The organism is Shinella sp. WSD5-1 (assembly GCF_963942435.1).
GTDB classification, from domain to species: Bacteria; Pseudomonadota; Alphaproteobacteria; order Rhizobiales; family Rhizobiaceae; genus Shinella; species Shinella yambaruensis.
Genome location: NZ_OZ012596.1, coordinates 3,449,375 through 3,467,461 on the forward strand (window position 1 = coordinate 3,449,375; position 18,087 = coordinate 3,467,461).

14 protein-coding genes are annotated in these 18,087 nt (G+C 66.4%); 4 read left to right on the forward strand and 10 right to left on the reverse strand.

The window, feature by feature from the left end; all coding sequences use genetic code 11:
• Window positions 1-213 precede the first annotated feature (213 nt).
• Together panB and panC are read right to left on the reverse strand one after the other, a co-directional pair.
• Complete coding sequence (panB, locus tag AABQ55_RS16960) at window positions 214-1,038, reverse strand: 3-methyl-2-oxobutanoate hydroxymethyltransferase (protein ID WP_064330502.1); 825 nt, start codon at window positions 1,036-1,038, stop codon at window positions 214-216.
• A gap of 1 nt (window position 1,039) precedes the next feature.
• A complete protein-coding gene (gene panC / locus AABQ55_RS16965) occupies window positions 1,040-1,909 on the reverse strand; it encodes a pantoate--beta-alanine ligase (protein ID WP_272805841.1) in 870 nt (289 codons plus the stop codon).
• 279 nt (window positions 1,910-2,188) lie between these two features.
• Here panC and AABQ55_RS16970 point away from each other — a divergent pair, with 279 nt between their 5' ends.
• The 4 genes from AABQ55_RS16970 (at window position 2,189) to AABQ55_RS16985 (ending at window position 6,645) form a co-directional block, all read left to right on the forward strand.
• Complete coding sequence (locus AABQ55_RS16970; RefSeq protein ID WP_272805842.1) at window positions 2,189-4,132, forward strand: DEAD/DEAH box helicase; 1,944 nt, start codon at window positions 2,189-2,191, stop codon at window positions 4,130-4,132.
• Window positions 4,133-4,369: 237 nt separating this feature from the next.
• The gene (locus AABQ55_RS16975) at window positions 4,370-5,200 is read left to right on the forward strand and encodes a TIGR02587 family membrane protein (protein WP_272805843.1); all 831 of its coding nucleotides are present in this window, start codon (window positions 4,370-4,372) and stop codon (window positions 5,198-5,200) included.
• 7 nt (window positions 5,201-5,207) lie between these two features.
• The gene (locus AABQ55_RS16980) at window positions 5,208-5,618 is read left to right on the forward strand and encodes a TIGR02588 family protein (protein WP_272805844.1); all 411 of its coding nucleotides are present in this window, start codon (window positions 5,208-5,210) and stop codon (window positions 5,616-5,618) included.
• Between the two features lie 85 nt (window positions 5,619-5,703).
• Window positions 5,704-6,645 (forward strand): M23 family metallopeptidase, encoded by a 942-nt coding sequence (locus AABQ55_RS16985; RefSeq protein WP_272805845.1) that lies wholly within the window; start codon window positions 5,704-5,706, stop codon window positions 6,643-6,645.
• On the opposite strand, the gene ligA is transcribed toward AABQ55_RS16985, so the two are convergent.
• From ligA to AABQ55_RS17025, 8 genes are all read right to left on the reverse strand, one after another.
• Complete coding sequence (ligA, locus tag AABQ55_RS16990; protein ID WP_272805846.1) at window positions 6,632-8,791, reverse strand: NAD-dependent DNA ligase LigA; 2,160 nt, start codon at window positions 8,789-8,791, stop codon at window positions 6,632-6,634. The two genes, AABQ55_RS16985 and ligA, sit on opposite strands and share 14 nt — an antisense overlap.
• A 288-nt stretch (window positions 8,792-9,079) precedes the next feature.
• Entirely contained in the window at window positions 9,080-10,750 is a 1,671-nt protein-coding gene (gene recN / locus AABQ55_RS16995) for a DNA repair protein RecN (protein ID WP_272805847.1), read from the reverse strand.
• Window positions 10,751-10,768: 18 nt separating this feature from the next.
• Complete coding sequence (locus AABQ55_RS17000; protein ID WP_244766774.1) at window positions 10,769-11,635, reverse strand: outer membrane protein assembly factor BamD; 867 nt, start codon at window positions 11,633-11,635, stop codon at window positions 10,769-10,771.
• A 140-nt stretch (window positions 11,636-11,775) separates the two neighbouring features.
• Window positions 11,776-12,732, reverse strand: coding sequence for a UDP-3-O-acyl-N-acetylglucosamine deacetylase (gene lpxC, locus AABQ55_RS17005; RefSeq protein ID WP_244766775.1), 957 nt, complete (start codon window positions 12,730-12,732; stop codon window positions 11,776-11,778).
• Between the two features lie 360 nt (window positions 12,733-13,092).
• On the reverse strand, window positions 13,093-14,823 hold the full coding sequence (ftsZ, locus tag AABQ55_RS17010; RefSeq protein WP_272805848.1) for a cell division protein FtsZ: 1,731 nt from the start codon (window positions 14,821-14,823) through the stop codon (window positions 13,093-13,095).
• A 98-nt stretch (window positions 14,824-14,921) separates the two neighbouring features.
• Window positions 14,922-16,253, reverse strand: a complete 1,332-nt coding sequence (gene ftsA / locus AABQ55_RS17015; protein ID WP_244766777.1) for a cell division protein FtsA — start codon at window positions 16,251-16,253, stop codon at window positions 14,922-14,924.
• Window positions 16,250-17,170: a cell division protein FtsQ/DivIB gene (locus AABQ55_RS17020; RefSeq protein ID WP_272805849.1), complete on the reverse strand. Its 921-nt coding sequence runs from the start codon at window positions 17,168-17,170 to the stop codon at window positions 16,250-16,252. The genes ftsA and AABQ55_RS17020 overlap by 4 nt, the downstream gene beginning before the upstream one ends.
• Entirely contained in the window at window positions 17,158-18,084 is a 927-nt protein-coding gene (locus AABQ55_RS17025; protein WP_244766779.1) for a D-alanine--D-alanine ligase, read from the reverse strand. The genes AABQ55_RS17020 and AABQ55_RS17025 overlap by 13 nt, the downstream gene beginning before the upstream one ends.
• Window positions 18,085-18,087: the final 3 nt, after the last annotated feature.

An 18,087-nucleotide genomic window follows, 5' to 3' on the forward strand; every position in this document is an offset into this window, starting at 1 on the left:
CTCTCCTCCGTCATGGTCGGGCTTGACCCGACCATCCACAACCCCGGGTGCCGCGTGGATGGTCGGGTCAAGCCCGACCATGACGAAAGAGAGGTAGAGCCAAGCGAAAGAGAGATGGCGCCGGGCGGAAGAGAGGTGGAGCCATGGATATGGCGCCAGACGAATAGAGAGGTGGCGCCCAGACGGAAGAGTGGCGCCCGGCGGTGCCGAAAATCACCCCTTCTTGAGCTGGAACGTGTGCTCGGGCCCCGGGAAGCTGCGCGCCTTCACCTCTTCGGCATAGGTCGCGAAGGCCTCGCTCATGACGGGCGCGAGATTGGCGAAATGCTTGACGAAGCGCGGCTTGAAATCCGTGAAGATGCCGAGCACGTCGTCGACGACCAGCACCTGGCCGTCACAGGCGGGCGACGCGCCGATGCCGATGGTCGGCACCTTGACCTTGCCGGTGATCTCGCGCGCCAGCGGCTCGACCGTGCCCTCGATGACGATGGCGAAGGCGCCGGCTTCGTCGATGGCCGCGGCGTCGCGGCGGATCTTCTCGACTTCCTTGTCGTTGCGGCCGAGCGAGCGGTAGCCGCCCGTCGTGTTGATGAGCTGCGGCATCAGGCCGACATGGCCGAGCACCGGGATGCCGCGCTGGGTGAGGAAATGCACCGTCTCGGCCATTTCCGCCCCGCCCTCCAGCTTGATCGCCGAACAGCCGGTTTCCTTGAGCACCCGGGCGGCCGTCGCAAAGGCCTGTTCCTTCGACTGCTGGTAGGAGCCGAAGGGCAGGTCGACGACGACGCAGGCATTGGACGAGCCGCGCATGACGGCCTGGCCATGGGCGATCATCATCTCGATCGTCACGCCGACGGTGGAATCAAGGCCGTAGAGCACCATGCCGAGGCTGTCGCCGACCAGCATGAAATCGACATGCGGATCCATGAGCTTGGCGACCGGGGTCGTGTAGGCGGTGAGGCTGACGATCGGGCGCTCGCCCTTGAGGGCCCTGATATCGGCGGGCGCCAGTCGGCGCTTGGCGGTGTGTACGCTCATGTCACGCTACCTTTTTCGCGTTTTTCGGGCCAAGAACCCGGTTATCGAGGAGTTTCGTGCTCCCAAAGCGCACGAAAAGCAACAAAAGAACCGGCCTGTCGCCGACCGTGTCGATCTTGGCGAGCGTCTGCGGATCGCGGATCGCGACCACTTCGGGCCTTGCCAGCGGCTCGCTGGCAAGGAAGGCGGCAACGCCCGCCTCCAGCCGTTTCGCATCGGTCTCGCCGGCCATGATCAGCCGTTCGGCCTCCTCCAGCGCGCGCGGCACGATGACCGCAGCGGCGCGCTCCTCGGCCGATAGGTAGACATTGCGGGAGGAACAGGCGAGCCCGTCCGCCTCGCGCACCGTCGGCACGCCGATCACCTCGACCGGCTGAGCCAGGTCCTCGGCCATGCGGCGGATGATGGCGAGCTGCTGGAAATCCTTCTCGCCGAAATAGGCGCGGTCCGGCTGGGCGATGTTGAAGAGTTTCGTCACCACCGTCGCGACGCCCGCGAAATGACCCGGACGCACCGAGCCTTCCAGCTCGCTGCCGAGCGTCGGCACGTCGACGACGGTCTCCATCGGCCGCGGATACATGTCCGCGACGCCGGGCGCGAAGAGATAGTGCACGCCTTCCGCCTCCAGCATCGCCTGATCGCGGGCAAGATCGCGCGGATAGCGCGCCAGGTCCTCGTTGGCGCCGAACTGCAGGGGATTGACGAAAATGGTGGCGACGACGATGTCGTTGCCGGCACGGGCGCGGCGGGCAAGCTCCATATGGCCGACATGCAGGTAGCCCATGGTGGGCACGAGGCCGATCGTGCGGCCGTCCAGCCGGTGCGGGGCCAGCGCCGCGCGCAGGTCCGCGATGGTGGTGAAGGTCTGCATCGGCGGTTCCTCCTTGCTCTCGCCCTCTCCCGCGGGCGATGCCCCCGCTCGATCTCTGCGGATCGTTTGAGGAGGCGCCGTTTTCTATCTTGTGCAGCGCAAAAAGACAATCGGCAAACACCTTTGGCGGCGATAGGGCTCGCCGCTGGGCAGGGTTGCGTTTTGCGCACTGTACTTTTCGCGCAAGGGCCAGTAGAGAGCGCACCAGCAAGCTCGTCGCGGACGGGCTGAGAGCGCGACGCATGATCGTTGCGGAACCCGAATTCCGAAAGACCCTCGATGACAAGTTTTGAAGGCCTCGCTCCGGCGATGGCAAAGGCGTTGGAAAAACGCGGCTATACCACTTTGACGCCGGTGCAGGTCGCCGTCTCCGACCCGAAGATCGGCGATGCGGATGCGCTGGTCTCCGCCCAGACCGGCTCCGGCAAGACCGTCGCCTTCGGCCTCGCGCTCGCTCCGACGCTGCTTCAGGGCGAAGAGCGTTTTGCCCGCGCCGGGAACCCGCTTGCCCTCGTCATCGCCCCGACCCGCGAACTCGCCATGCAGGTCAAGCGCGAGCTGGAATGGCTCTACGAGATGACCGGCGCCGTCATCGCCTCCTGCGTCGGCGGCATGGACGTGCGCAACGAACGGCGCGCGCTGGAGCGCGGCGCCCATATCATCGTCGGCACGCCGGGCCGCCTGCGCGACCACATCACCCGCGGCAATCTCGATCTGTCCGCTATCCGCGCCGTCGTGCTCGACGAGGCCGACGAGATGCTCGACCTCGGCTTCCGCGAAGACCTCGAATTCATCCTGGAAGCGGCCCCGGAAGACCGCCGCACGCTGATGTTCTCGGCCACGGTGCCGAAGGAGATCGCCGCGCTCGCCAAGAACTACCAGCGCGAGGCGCTGCGCATCTCGACCGCCGCCGAGCGCGAACAGCATGTCGACATCGACTATCGCGCCCTGCTGGTCGTGCCGGCCGACCGCGAGAACGCCATCATCAACGTTCTGCGCTACTACGATGCGCAGAACGCCATCGTCTTCTGTTCGACGCGCGCGGCGGTGAACCACCTGACCGCCCGCTTCAACAACCGCGGCTTCTCGGTCGTCGCCCTCTCTGGCGAACTCAGCCAGAACGAACGGACCCACGCGCTGCAGGCCATGCGCGACGGCCGCGCCCGCGTCTGCATCGCCACCGACGTCGCCGCGCGCGGCATCGACCTGCCCAATCTCGAGCTCGTCGTGCATGCCGACCTGCCGACCAACCCGGAAACCCTGCTGCACCGCTCGGGCCGCACCGGCCGTGCCGGCCGCAAGGGCGTCAGCGCGCTCATCGTGCCGCTCAGTGCCCGCCGCAAGGCCGAGCGCCTGCTGCAGGCGGCGAACCTCAAGGCCAATTGGGCGACCCCGCCGTCCGCCGAGGACATCCTGCGCCGCGACGACGAGCGCCTGCTTGCCGACCCGATGCTGACCGACGCGATCGGCGAAGACGAGGTCGAGACGATCGACGCCCTGGCCGCACGCTTCGATGCCCGCCAGCTTGCCGCCGCCGTCGCCCGCTTCTTCAAGGCCGGGCGTTCGGCGCCGGAAGACCTGGTCGAGGTGTCGCTCGAACAGCGCAAGCCGCGCGAACGCGGCAACGACTTCATCCCGGCCGAAACCAAGCGCCCGCGCGAGGGTTTCGGATCGAGCGTGTGGATCTCCGTCTCGGTCGGCCGCAAGCAGCGCGCCGAGCCGCGCTGGCTGATCCCCATGCTCTGCCGCAACGGCAGCATCACCAAGAACGAGATCGGCGCGATCAAGATGCAGCCGGAGGAGACCTATATCGAGCTCTCCGCCGATGCCGCCGACGGCTTCCTCGGCCATCTCGGCCCGAACAGCATGCTGGAGCGCGGCATCCGCGTCACCGTGCTGGAAGGCCAGCCCGACCTGACGCCGCAGCCCTATACGCGCACGCCCGGCGAGAAGACGCAGCGCTACGACCGGCCGGAACGCCGCGCCGACTGGAAGCCGAAGGGTGACTTCGACAAGAAGCCGCGTTTCGAGAAGAAGCGCGATTTCGACAAGCCGGAAGGCGCTGCCGCCAAGCCGCACTGGAAAGACCGCGAGGACGGCGGCAAGAAGCCGGCAAAGCCGTTTGCCGGCACAAAACCCTTCAAGGGCAAGCGCGATGAAAAATTCGCCAGGCCCGAAGGCGCCGCGCGCAAGCCGAAGGGCAAGAAGCCGGACCGCTTCTGACGCGGCCGGCGCGTTTGGCCGTGGTTTGGCGACACACCGCGCGCCATTCTCAACGTCATCCTCGGGCTTGACCCGAGGATCCAAATCCACGGCGTGCCGGTGGAATGGATGCTCGGGTCAAGCCCGAGCATAACGGAGGAGAGCGTGGCAGGAGCCCAGGCCAACAGGCCTGTCGATCCAGCGCGGAACTTTCATCACCGCGCCGCATTACCCTCGCGCTTTTGCGAGGGGATTTTCATGACACGCGCCGAGGGCGATAAGGACGAATTCAGCCGCTTCGTGACCGGGCTCGGCCGGGGCGTCGCCGGCGCCCTCCTCCTGGCGCTGCCCATGCTGATGACCATGGAAATGTGGTATCTCGGCTTCTACATGGCGCGCGAGCGCCTGTTCCTGCTGCTGCTGCTCAACATCCCCCTGCTCATCCTGCTCGCCCACCGCATCGGCTTCGAGAAGACCTTCAGCTGGCGCGAGGCGACACGCGACGCGGCGATCGCCTATGGCATCGGCATTACGACCAGCCTGGTGGTGCTGACCGCGCTCGGCCTCCTGCGCGGCGGCATGCCGGCGAGCGAGCTTGTCGGCAAGGTCGCCCTGCAATCGGTTCCCGCCAGCATCGGCGCCATGCTCGGCCGCAGCCAGCTCGGCCATGACGAAGGCGACGCCGATACGAAGGAGACGAGCTATCCCGGCGAACTGCTGCTGATGGCGGCCGGTGCGCTGTTCCTCTCGCTCAACATCGCGCCGACCGACGAGATGATGGTGCTCGCCTACAAGATGACGACCTGGCACGCCCTCGTCGTCGCCGTCCTCTCCATCGCCCTCATGCACGGCTTCGTCTATGCGGTGTCCTTCACCGGCGGCCACGAGCTTTCGCCGCAAACACCCTGGTGGCACGCCTTCGTGCGCTTCACCCTGCCCGGCTATGTCATCGCGCTGGCGATCAGCATCTTCGCGCTGTGGATCTTCGAACGCCTTGGCGACAGTTCGCCGGTCGAGATCATGCTGTCCGTCATCGTGCTCGGCTTTCCCGCCGCGCTCGGCGCCGCCGCCGCGCGGCTGATCCTGTGAGGCCGACATGACCCGTTCCGAACAGGGCCGCCACAGGGAACGCCACGATCCGCACTGGATCGAGTGGCTGACAGGCCTCGTTTCCGCCCTGCTGATCGCCGGCATGCTCGGCTGGGTAGGCTGGGAAGCCTTCACGCGGGAAGCGATGCCGCCGGACCTTTCCGTCACCGTTCTCGCCACGCAGAAGGCGAAGGCCGGATACCGCATCACCTTCGACATCGCCAATTCCGCGACCACGACCGCCGCCGCGGTCACCGTCATCGGCCGGCTGATGGACGGCGACAAGATCATCGAGGAGAACCATGTGATCTTCGACTATGTCGCCGCGGAATCGAAATCGACCGGCGCCCTCCTGTTCGAAACCGATCCGGCCGGGCGGCAGGTGGATATCCGCGCCGCCGGCTACACCGATCCCTGACCGCCGGCGGCCTTGAAACCGGGAACCAATTTCATCGCCGGGGATTGAACAGAGCACAAGTATCCGTGTCCGCAGATGAAAGGACATGGCCGATCCCACAAGGTTCTTCCCCATGGAATGGCCCATTCTCATTCTGCTGATCACCCAGATCCTTCTTCCAGCCTTCTTTCTGCTCTGGCTCTGGCTGCCGAGCCCGGCCGACCGGCTCGGCTGGCTCACGCGCGTGGTCTATGGCGCGGCCTATTTCGCCTTCGTCACCGTCATCGGGCGCTGGGATTTCCTGGGCACGGCGCTGACCCTCCTGCTGCCGGCCGCCTTCGTCGCGGCGACCGGCCTTTCCTATCTGCGCGTGCGTCGCCGCCGCTGGAACGCTTCATCCTCGGTGCTGCGCACGCATGGTTTCACCGCGGCCATGGCCGTGTTCTTCCTGGCGCTGACGGCGCGGGCGCTCTCCGGCTACGGCTATCAGGAGACGGCGGTCGATCTCGCCTTTCCCTTTGGCGCCGGCACCTATTATGTCGGCCAGGGCGGCGGCACGGCGTCGATCAACCACCACCACGGCAGCCAGAGCCAGCGCTTCGCCCTCGACATCGTCGCCCTCAACGGCTTCGGCATGCGCGCGGCAGGGCTGATGCCGGAGGACCTTTCGGACTACGCGATCTACGACCGCGAGGTGAAGAGCCCCTGCAACGGCATTGCCATATCCACCCATGACGGGATCGACGACAACCGCATTTCCGAGACGAACACCGAGGCGCCGGCGGGCAACCACGTCATCCTCGCCTGCGGCACGGCGCGCATCCTGCTCGCCCATTTCCGCAAAGGCTCCATCGTGGTCGCCGACGGCGCGATCGTCACGAAGGGCGAAACGCTCGGGCGCGTCGGCAATTCGGGCAATTCCTCCGAGCCGCACCTGCACATGCATGCCTATCTCGGCGGCACGCGCGACTACAACGAAGGCCAGGGCGTGCCGATGACCTTCGATGGCCGCTTCCTCGTGCGCGGCTCGACCGTCACGGTGCCTTGATCCGCTCGAACCAGCCGTCTTCGTCGATCACCTCGACGTTGAATTCCCGTGCCTTGTCGAGCTTGGAGCCGGCGCCCGGCCCCGCCACCACGAGATCCGTCTTCTTGGAGACCGAGCCCGCCACCTTGGCGCCCAGCCGCTCGGCCATGGCCTTCGCCTCGTCGCGCGTCATCTTTTCCAGCGAGCCGGTAAACACCACCGTCTTGCCGGCGACCGGGCTCGAGCTTGCCACGACCACCTCGGCCGCCTCCGGCGTCACCTCCTGCAACAGCCGGTCGATCACGTCGAGATTGCGCGGCTCCTTGTAGAACTCGACCATCGCCCGGGCGACGACCTCGCCGATGCCATCGATGCTGTTGAGCTCGTTCCACGCCTCGCCGGACAGCGAGACGGAGGCCTTCATGCCCTCCTCGAAGGCCGCATAGGTTCCGTAGGCACGCGCCAGGAGCTTGGCATTGGTCTCGCCGACATGGCGGATGCCGAGCGCATAGATGAAGCGGTTGAGCGCGATCGACCGGCGGGCATCGATGGCGTCATAGAGCTTGCGTACGCTGACCTTGCCGAAACCGTCGATGTTCTCCAGCTTGGTGAGCGAATCGGCCTGCCGCTTCTCCAGCGTGAAGATGTCCGGCGCGGTGCGGATCGTCAGCGACGGATCTTCCGCCGCGAAGAAGAAATCGATCTGCTTGGCGCCCAGCCCCTCGATGTCAAAGGCATTGCGCGAAACGAAATGCTTCAGGTGCTCCACCGCCTGCGCGCGGCAGACGAAACCGCCCGTGCAGCGCGTGACGGAATCGAGCCGGCCCGTCTTCTCGTTGCGCTCGCGCACGGCATGGCTGCCGCAGACCGGGCAGGTCTTCGGGAATTCGTAGCGCTGCGCCTCCGCCGGCCGCTTTTCCATCACCACGTCCAGCACCTGCGGAATCACGTCGCCCGCGCGCTGCACGATGACCGTGTCGCCGATGCGGATGTCATGATCCTCCGCGCGGATGCGCTCGCCGCTGTTGCCGATGCCCTCGATATAGTCGGCATTGTGCAGCGTCGCATTGGTGACGACCACGCCGCCGACCGTGACGGGCGTCAGCCGCGCGACGGGCGTCAGCGCGCCGGTGCGGCCGACCTGGATGTCGATCTTCTCGACGGTGGTGAAGGCCTGCTCGGCCGGGAACTTGTGCGCCGTCGCCCAGCGCGGCGAGCGGGAGCGAAAACCGAGGCGCTCCTGCAGCGCGAGCTCGTCCACCTTGTAGACGACGCCGTCGATGTCATAGTCGAGGTCCGGGCGGGTAAGGCCGATCTCCCGGTAATGCGCGATGATGTCGTCGACGCGGGAAAGCCGCCTGGTCAGCGGGTTGACGGGGAACCCCCAGCTCTTCAGGGTCTCGATCATGCCGTATTGCGTATCCGCCGGCATCGCCGACATCTCGCCCCAGGCATAGGCGAAGAAACGCAGCTTGCGGCTCGCCGTGACGCTCGCGTCGAGCTGGCGCAGCGAACCCGCCGCCGTGTTGCGCGGGTTGACATAGGTCTGCTTGCCCTCCGCCGCCATCTTCTCGTTGAGCGCCAGGAAGTCGCTCTTGGCCATGTAGACCTCGCCGCGCACCTCCACGACGTCCGGCGCGCCGGCCGGCAGGCGGTTCGGGATTTCTGCGATGGTGAGCACGTTGGCGGTGACGTTCTCGCCCGTCGTGCCGTCGCCGCGCGTCGCCGCCGTCGTGAGGCGCCCGTTCTCGTAGCGGATCGACATGGAAAGGCCGTCGATCTTCGGCTCGGCGGTAAAGGCGATCGAATCGTCCGGCAGGCGGCCGAGGAAGCGGTAGACGGAGGCGACGAAATCCCGGACGTCCTCGTCGGAGAACGTGTTGTCGAGCGAGAGCATCGGGCGCGAATGGGTGATCGGCGCGAAGGTCGGCAGCGGTGCGGAGCCCACCCGGCGCGACGGACTGTCGTCGCGGACGAGCGCCGGGAACCGCGCCTCGATCGCCTCGTTGCGCCGCTTCAGCGCGTCGTAGTCGGCGTCCGAAATCTCCGGCGCGTCCTGGCCGTGATAAAGTTCGTCATGGCGCGCGATTTCCGCCGCCAGATAGGCAAGCTCGGCTGCGGCCTCTTCTTCGGTGAGATGCTCGACGGGGGTTTTCACATTTGCCATGGCCTGCTCCGGATTAGGCCACCGGTTTTAGAGAAAAGCTGACGAAAGGAAAGATGGTGTGGGCGACTGTTCAATCGAGCATCGCAGTGTTGGCCACCCCCCTCTGCCCTGCCGGGCATCTCCCCCACAAGGGGGGAGATCGGCAAGCGGCTGGAACCTTGCTCAAATTGAGTCGCTGAAGGCGGGCAGAATGTCGCTCCATCCAATCTCCCCCCCTTGTGGGGGAGATGCCCGGCAGGGCAGAGGGGGGTGGCCGCAGAAACGCTGCGCTGGCAAAGCCCGCGCCGCCTACACCCCGCCCGACAGCAGCCGCGCCGCGGCCGCCCTCGCCTCGTCCGTCACCGAGGCACCGGCCAGCATGCGGGCGATCTCCTCGGTGCGGGCGCCGTCATCCATCCGGGCGACGCGGGTGGCGACCGTCTCGCTGCCTTCGACAGGCCCCTTGGAGATGAGGAGATGCGTCGCCGCGCGGGCCGCGACCTGCGGGGCGTGGGTGACGGAGAGCACCTGCACGGTCGAAGAGAGCCGCTTCAGCCGCTGGCCGATGGCATCGGCCACCGCGCCGCCGACTCCGGTGTCGATTTCGTCGAAGACGAGGGTCGGCGCGGAGCCGCGATCGGCGAGCGCCACCTTCAGCGCCAGCAGGAAACGCGAGAGCTCGCCGCCGGAGGCGACCTTCATGATCGGGCCGGGGCGCGTGCCGGGATTGGTCTGGACGTGGAATTCGACCGTGTCGATCCCCTCCTCCGCGCCGCCTTCCGGGTCGGTGGTGATCTCGACGGTGAAGCGCGCACGCTCCAGCTTCAGCGCCGGCAGCTCGGCCATCACGGCGGCGGCGAGCGCCTCTGCCGCATGGTGGCGCTTGTCCGAAAGCGCGCGGGCGGCAAGTTCGAAGGCGGCGCGCGTCTCGGCAAGATGGGCCTGAAGGCGCACCAGCTTCTCCTCGCCCGCATCGAGATCGGCAAGGTCGGCGATCATCTTGGCGGCGAGCGCCGGAAGGCCGGTGACGGGCACGGAATATTTGCGGGCGGCCGCGCGCAATGCGAAGAGGCGCTCTTCCGTGCGCTCCAGCTCCTTGGGGTCGTATTCGGTCTTGCGCAACGCCACCTCGACGGCCATCTGCGCGTCGGAAAGCTGGTTCAGCGCCTGGTCGAGCAGTTCGACCGTTTCCTCCAGCAGGCCCGGCGCCTCGTGGCTCTTGCGCTCCAGCCGGCGCACGAGCGCGGCGATGAGCGGCACGGGCGAGGCATTGCCGTTCAGGAACTCGCTCGCCTCGTTGATGTCGCCGGCAATGCGCTCGGCCTTCATCATGCGCGCGCGGGTTTCCGCCAGCGCATCCTCCTCGCCGTCCTGGGGCGAGAGGATTTCGAGCTCCTCGACGGAGGAGCGCAGGTAATCGGCCTCGCGGGCCGCCGCCTCCACCTTCTCGCGGTGGCGGCGCAGCGTGCGCTCGGCTTCCTTCCACTGGTGATAGAGCGTGCCGACGTCAGCAGCCGCCTCGCCAAGGCCGCCGAAGGCATCGAGCAGCAGGCGGTGCGCATCGGTGTCGACGAGCGCGCGGTCGTCGTGCTGGCCGTGGATTTCGACGAGACGCTGGCCGGCCTGGCGCATCAGCTGCACGGAGACCGGCTGGTCGTTGACGAAGGCCTTGGTGCGTCCGTCGGCGGATTGCTGGCGGCGGAAGATGAGGTCGCCGTCGTCATCGATGCCGTTGTCGCGGAGCAGCGCGCGGGCGGCATGGCCGTGCGGCACGTCGAAGACGGCCGTCACCTGGCCGCGCTCCAGGCCGTGGCGCACCAGCGAGCCGTCGCCCCGCCCGCCGAGCGCCAGCGAAAGACTGTCGAGAAGAATGGACTTGCCGGCGCCCGTCTCGCCCGTCAGCACGGAAAGGCCCGGCTCGAAAGCGAGGTCGAGCCGTTCGATCAGGACGATATCGCGGATCGAAAGCTGCGCCAGCATGCGGTGTTTGCTCTTCGGTCAGACGCCGAGCAGGTTCTTGCCGGCGCGGGAAATCCAGGATCCGGTATTTTCGCGCGGCTCCAGCCCCTTCGATTGAAGCAGCTTGTAGCTGTCGGCATACCACTGGCTGTCGGGATAGTTATGGCCGAGCACCGCCGCCGCCGTCTGCGCTTCCGTATCCACGCCCATGGCGTAATAGGTCTCGACGAGACGGGCGAGCGCTTCCTCGATCTGGTTGGTCATCGGATATTTCTCGACGACGACGCGGAAGCGGCTGGCGGCCGCGATATATTCCTTGCGCTCGAGATAGTAGCGGCCGACCTGCATTTCCTTGCCGGCGAGCTGGTCGCGGGCAAAGCGCATCTTGGTCTGCGCGTCCTCGACATATTCCGAATCGGGATAGTTCTCGACGACGGCCTGCATGGCTTCCAGCGTCTGCGCCGAGGCGCGCTGGTCCTGCGTCACGCTCGGGATCTGCTTCCAGTAGGCAAGGCCGACGATGTATTGCGCATAGGCCGCGTCTTCCGAACCTGGATAGAGGTTGAGATAGCGTTTGCCGGCGGCGATCGCCTCCTCGTTGCGGCCCTGACGGTAATTCGTGAAGGCCGACATGACGAGCGCCTTGCGCGCTTCCTCGGAGAACGGATGCTGGCGGTCGACGGCCTCGAACTTGCGGCTCGCCTCGCCCACCTTGCCGGCATTGAGGTTGGCAAGGCCCTGGTTGTAGAGCTTGTCGGCCGGTTCGGTCTCGCCGGTCAGCTTGGTGATGTCGATGTCCGGATCCGACTGGCACGCGGAAAGGACGACAGGCGAAGCCGCCGCAAAAAGCGTAAGATAGACAATGCGCGCCGTCTTCTTCACACCAACAGACCCTGCAACAACCATGTGACAATCCCAGTTCAACGGACGCGGTGCGGTAACCCGCCGCGCGCGCCCCGCGTTGTATCTCCAAATGCGTGAAGACCGCAACGCCATGCCGGCGCATTAACGCATTTTTATGGCAAGGCTGTCTGGAAGCGCACGCCTTACAGGGACCAGGGCGCAAACTCGGGGGCGTTGACGGCGATCAGCTCGCGCTGGCCGGCGCGCGAGCGCGGCGCGGAGGCTTCGACGACCTCGTAGGCCGTGCGGTCGCTGAGCAGCGCCTTCAGCGCATGGGCGTTCATCCTGTGGCCGCCGCGATAGGAGCGGTAGCAGCCGATGAACTGCGCACCGGCAAGCGCAAGGTCGCCCACGGCATCGAGCGTCTTGTGACGCACGAACTCGTCCTTCGCGTAGCGCAGGCCCTCGACATTGATCACGGTGTTGTCGTCGGAGATGACGACGGAATTTTCCAGCGACGAGCCGAGCGCATGGCCGGAGGCCCAGAGCTTTTCCACATCGCGCATGAAACCGAAGGTGCGGGCGCGCGACAATTCGCTGCGGAAGGTCATCGGCGTCAGATCGCCCTTCCAGGCCTGGCGGCCGATCAGCGGGCAATCGAAATCGATCTCGACCTCGAAGCGCGTGCCGTCATAGGGCGAGAACTCGGCCCAGGAAGCGCCGGCCTCGACGCGCACCGGCTTGACGATGCGGATATAGCGGCGCTTGACGGCGAGCGGGATGAGGCCGACCTGGTCGATCGCATCGATGAAGGGGGCAGAGCTGCCGTCCATGATCGGCATTTCGGCGCCGTGGACCTCGATGAGGACATTGTCGAGGCCGAGCGCATAGAGCGCGGCCATGACGTGCTCGACAGTGGCGATCGACGTCGCGGGCGTAAAGCCGAGCACGGTGCACAGGTCCGTGTTGCCGACCTGCGCGGAGACCGCGCGGTACTCGCTCACGGTGCCGTCGTCGTGCAGGCGCTGGAAGAGGATGCCGCTGTCGGCTTCGGCCGGATTGAAGGTGATCGATACGGCCGCGCCGGAATGGACGCCCGTGCCGGCAATCGTCACCGGGCTCGCAATCGTCGTCTGGAAACCGAGCATACCGATCGTCATGTGCATTCGCCTCGTCTTACTGTCGGCTCATTCTTCGCCGACATTCTTATTTCACGGGCTCGCGGGAGCCCCGGTATTTCATTGGCCCAAGGAAACCCTTGGCCGGGCGCGTTGCGCCCACCGACAAGTCCGCCTCAACGTCTGGAGTGATTTGATGCGCTCCGGCGTGATGCCGGCATCCGATCCCTGACTGGCCCCTGTGCCTAGTGTGAATGTAGTAGGTCCCTCAGGGTTACACAAATCACTGTTTCTTTCGTTTTGTTACGCTCCACATCAACGGCAAACTCTTGAATTTAGACAAGAATCAAAAATGCCCGGACCACGGTCCGGGCATTCTGTCAACGGGCTCCGAGGAAGGCCTCAGTTCGACTGGCGGCGCAGGAACGCCGGGATTTCGAGCTGGTCGTCCTCACCGAGCGAACGCGGCTGCGGATTGGCGCGGCCATGATCGTCGAGCTGACCGCGGCGCGGGGCGTAAAGGCTGGCTTCGGCCGACAGCGGACGGCGCTGCTGCTGGGCCTGCGGCGCCGGCTCCTGGGCGGCCTGCGGCTCCTCGTGACGGCCGAGCGAGGACGTCAGGCGCTTGAGGAGGCCCATCGGGCCGCGCTCTTCGCTGTGCGAGGCGACCGGCTGCTGGGCGGCGCGGTGGTCGATCTCGGCCTGCACGACGGGCGGGAAATCCTCGATCTTCGGCATGCGCATCGTCTGCGGCTCCTGACGGATGATCGGAGCGGACGGCTCGACGCGCTGCTGCATGACCGGGGCCTGCTGCATCGGCTGCTGCTGGACCGGGCGCTGCACCGGCGTCTCGGCCGGGGCGGCGAACAGGCGGTTCTGCAGGCGCGGCTCTTCCTGGACGGAAGCCACCGGCTGCTGCACCGGAGCCGGACGGTTCACCGGAATGGCGAGTTCCCGCTCGAGGTTCTCCTCCGAAGCGCGGATGGCCTCGGCGATCGGATCGACGACCGGCTGCTGGGCGACCGGCTGCTGCATGACGGGCTGCGGGACCGGCTGGGGCTGCGGCGCTGCGGCCTGGACCTGCGGCTGGGCCGGAACGGCGGCGGGGCGGACTACCGGCTTGCTGTGGCTGCGAAAGTCAGCATGACGTGCAGCCACCTCCGAGGCCGCGCGGTCGATGCCGGTTGCAACGACGGAGACGCGGATCAGGCCTTCGAGCTCTTCGTCGAAGGTTGCGCCGAGAATGATGTTTGCGTCCGGATCGACTTCCTCGCGGATGCGGGTCGCGGCTTCGTCGACTTCGAAGAGGGTGAGGTCACGGCCGCCGGTGATCGAGATCAGGAGGCCCTGCGCGCCCTTCATCGAGGTTTCGTCGAGCAGCGGGTTGGCGATCGCCGCTTCCGCTGCGGCCATGGCGCGGCCTTCGCCCGAAGCTTCGCCCGTGCCCATCATGGCGCGGCCCATCTCGCGCATCACCGAGCGGACGTCGGCGAAGTCGAGGTTGATGAGGCCTTCCTTGACCATGAGGTCGGTGATGCAGGCGACGCCCGAATAGAGCACCTGGTCGGCCATCGCGAAGGCGTCGGCAAAGGTGGTCTTGTCGTTGGCGATGCGGAAGAGGTTCTGGTTCGGGATGACGATCAGCGTGTCGACCGACTTCTGCAGTTCCTGGATGCCTTCTTCGGCAAGACGCATGCGGCGGCCGCCCTCGAAGTGGAACGGCTTGGTGACGACGCCGACGGTCAGGATACCCTTGTTGCGGGCCGCCTGCGCGACGACCGGCGCTGCGCCCGTGCCCGTGCCGCCGCCCATGCCGGCGGTGACGAAGCACATGTGGGTGCCGTTCAGGTGATCGATGATCTCGTCGATGCACTCTTCCGCGGCGGCGCGGCCGACCTCCGGCTGCGAGCCGGCGCCGAGGCCTTCCGTGACGGCGACGCCCATCTGGATGATCCGCGAAGCCTTGGTCATGGTCAGCGCCTGGGCATCGGTGTTGGCGACGACGAAATCGACGCCTTCCAGGCCCGCGGTGATCATGTTGTTGACAGCATTGCCACCGCCCCCGCCGACACCGAAGACGGTGATGCGGGGCTTCAGCTCGGTGATGTCCGGCTTCTGGAGCTTGATAGTCATTGCAGTGTTCCTTTCGTTTCCGGCTGCTTCGCCCAGCCGGTCTATTCCCAAAACTCTAGTGTCGGTCTTTCCCGGCCGTAACGCCGCCGGGAAACCCGTCAGAAACTCTCCTTCAGCCACTGGCCCATGCGGGCGATGCGGCCGTTGCCACCCGTCAGCTGCGAGAGCATGCCGCCCTGCACAGCGTGTTCTTCCAGTTCCGCGACCTGCGGATAGATCATCAGCCCCACCGCCGTCGAAAAGGCCGGCCCCTTGGCCGCCGTCGGCAGGCCGGAGACGCCGAGCGGGCGGCCGATGCGGACGTTGCGGGCAAGGATGCGGCGGGCCGCTTCCGGCAGGCCGGTGAGCTGGCTGGCGCCGCCCGTCAGCACGATCCTTTTCCCGACGATCGGCGAGAAGCCGGAGCGCTGGATGCGGTCGCGGATGAGTTCGAGCGTCTCTTCGATGCGTGCCCTGACGATGCGCGACAGCAGCGCGCGCGGCACATGGGTCGGCTGGTCGCGGTCGTCCTCGCCGATCGGCGGGACGGTGACGATGTCGCGCTCGTCGCTGGCGTTCGGCAGGGCCGAACCGTGCACGACCTTCAGGCGTTCGGCATCCTCGATGCGGGTCGACAGGCCACGCGCGAGGTCCGTCGTGACGTGATGGCCGCCGAGCGAGACGGCATCGGAATGCACCAGCTTGCCTTCGGCGAAGACGGAGATCGTCGTCGTGCCGCCGCCCATGTCGATCGAGGCGCAGCCGAGTTCGACCTCGTCGTCGACGAGGGCCGAAAGGCCGCTCGCATAGGGCGTCGCCACCATGCCCTCGACGGAGAGGTGGGCGCGGTTGATGCAGAGTTCGAGGTTCTTCAGCGCGGCCCGTTCGGCCGTCAGCACATGCATGTCGACGCCGAGCACATCGCCGAACATGGAGAGCGGATCGCGGATGCCGCGCTCGCCGTCGAGCGAGAAGCCCGTCGGCAGCGAATGGAGGATGGCGCGGTCCTGGCGCAGCGACTGCTGGCCGGCGACGGCGAGCACCTTGCGCAGGTCGTTGGCGTCGACCTCCTGGCCGCCGAGATCGATGGTCGCGGTGTAGACGTCGCTCTGCAGGCGGCCGGCCGAGACGTTGACGATCAGGCTCTCGATGGTGAGGCCGGCCATGCGCTCGGCGGCATCGACTGCAAGGCGCACGACGCTTTCGGCGGCATCCAGATCGGTGATGACGCCGTTCTTCACGCCGCGCGATTTCTGGTGGCCGATGCCGATGACCTCGACATTGTGCGTGCGGCCGGGAAGGATCTCGCTTTCGGCGCGCGGCGTCAGCCGGCCGATCATGCAGACGACCTTGGTGGAGCCGATGTCGAGGACCGAAACGACATGCGCCCGCTTGGAGGAAAGCGGCTTCAAGCGCGGCAGGCCAAAATGGGACGAACCGAAAATGCTCATGTGCGCTTCGCTGCCTTCTTCAGGTCCTTCGTTCTCTGCTCGACCGCCGCATTGCGGCGTTCCAGCGCCCCTTCCGTCAAACGGACCGTCGTACGGTCTTCGAGCCGGAGATCGACGGCCGCGATGTCGCGCTCCAGGATCCCCTGCTCCGCTTCCAGCGTCGCCAGCGTGTCCATGGCGCGCGGCACGTTGTGCTCCGGCAGCTTGACGACGATGCCGTTGTCGAGCCTCAAGTCCCAGCGACGGCCGGCGACCCGGATATAGGCCTTCACCCGCGCCTTGATTTCCGGCCAGTTGTCGAACTCGTCGGCAAAGCCGGCCGCGGCCGTCTCCGCGTCGCGGCCGACGAACAGCGGCAGCGTCGAGAACTTGTTGTCGCGCAGCGGCGCGATGACGCTGCCGTTCTTCTCAATCAGCGACAGGTCGGAGCCGTGCTGCCAGATGGCGAAGGCTTCCCGCTCCTTCAGTGCGATCTCGATCGTGCCCGGATAGACTTTCCGCACGGATGCGTCCTCGACCCAGGGCAGCTCGGTGAGCTGCTTGCGGGCTTCCTTGACGTCGAGGGCGACCAGCGAGGTCGTGCCGTCGAGGCCGAGGCGCTCCAGAATGTCGATTTCCGATGTCTCGCGGTTGCCGGAGACCTTGACGTCCTCGATGGCAAAGCCGATCGCCGTCGTCGAGGCCTGGGCGACATCCTGCGAATGGCCGCCCAGCGACATGCCGTAAAGGCCCGTCGCGCCGATGAACAGCACGGTGGCGACGCTGCCGGTGTGGCGCGGAATATGGATGCGGCCGGCCGCGAGGCTGACCAGGAACCGGACGATCCGGCGCAGCGGACGCGGCAGCACGCGACCGGCTTCCGTTTCCGGAATCCCGACGGGGCGCACCCTGCTCTTCTTGACGCTCAACGCAAACACGACGCGTCCTCCACCATCCACCGCAAGAATTCACCAAAGGAATGGCCGGCATGAACGGCCATTTCGGGCACCAGGGAGGTCGGGGTCATGCCGGGCTGGGTGTTGATTTCCAGCCAGATAAGCTCGCCATTCTCGGAGAATCGGTCGTCGTAACGGAAGTCGGAACGGCTGACGCCACGGCACCCGATCGCTTGATGCGCCTTGAGGGAGAGTGTTTGAACTTTTTGGTAAATATTCGGTGAAATTTGCGCCGGGATGACGTGTTTCGAGCCGCCTTTCACATATTTGGAATCATAGTCGTAGAAAGCGTGGCCCTGCGGCACCACTTCCGTCACGCCGAGCGCGACGTCGCCCATGACGCCGCAGGTCAGCTCCCGGCCGTAGATGTAGCGCTCGACCATGACGCTGTCGCCATAGCGCCATTCGGACGAGGTGATGATCTGCGGGGGATGCGACTGGTCTTCCTTGACCATGACGACGCCGAAGGACGAGCCTTCACGCACCGGCTTGACCACGTATGGCGGCTTCATCGGATGCGCCGAGGTGAAATCGAAGCGGTCCATCAGCCGCTGCTCGGCGATCGGAATGCCGGCGGCCTTTGCGATGATCTTCGCCTGCGCCTTGTCCATGGCGAGCGCCGAGGCGAGCACGCCGGAATGGGTATAGGGGATCTGCAGATATTCGAGGATGCCCTGGATGGTGCCGTCCTCGCCGAAGGGCCCGTGCAGCGCATTGAAGGCGACGTCCGGCTTCAGTTCGGCAAGCACGCTCGCGACGTCGTGGCCGACATCGACGCGGGTGACCTTGTAGCCCTCGGCCTCAAGCGCGTCGGCGCAGGCGTTGCCCGACGAAAGGCTCACCGGCCGTTCCGACGAAAAACCACCCATCAGCATCGCGACATGCTTCACGCTCATAGA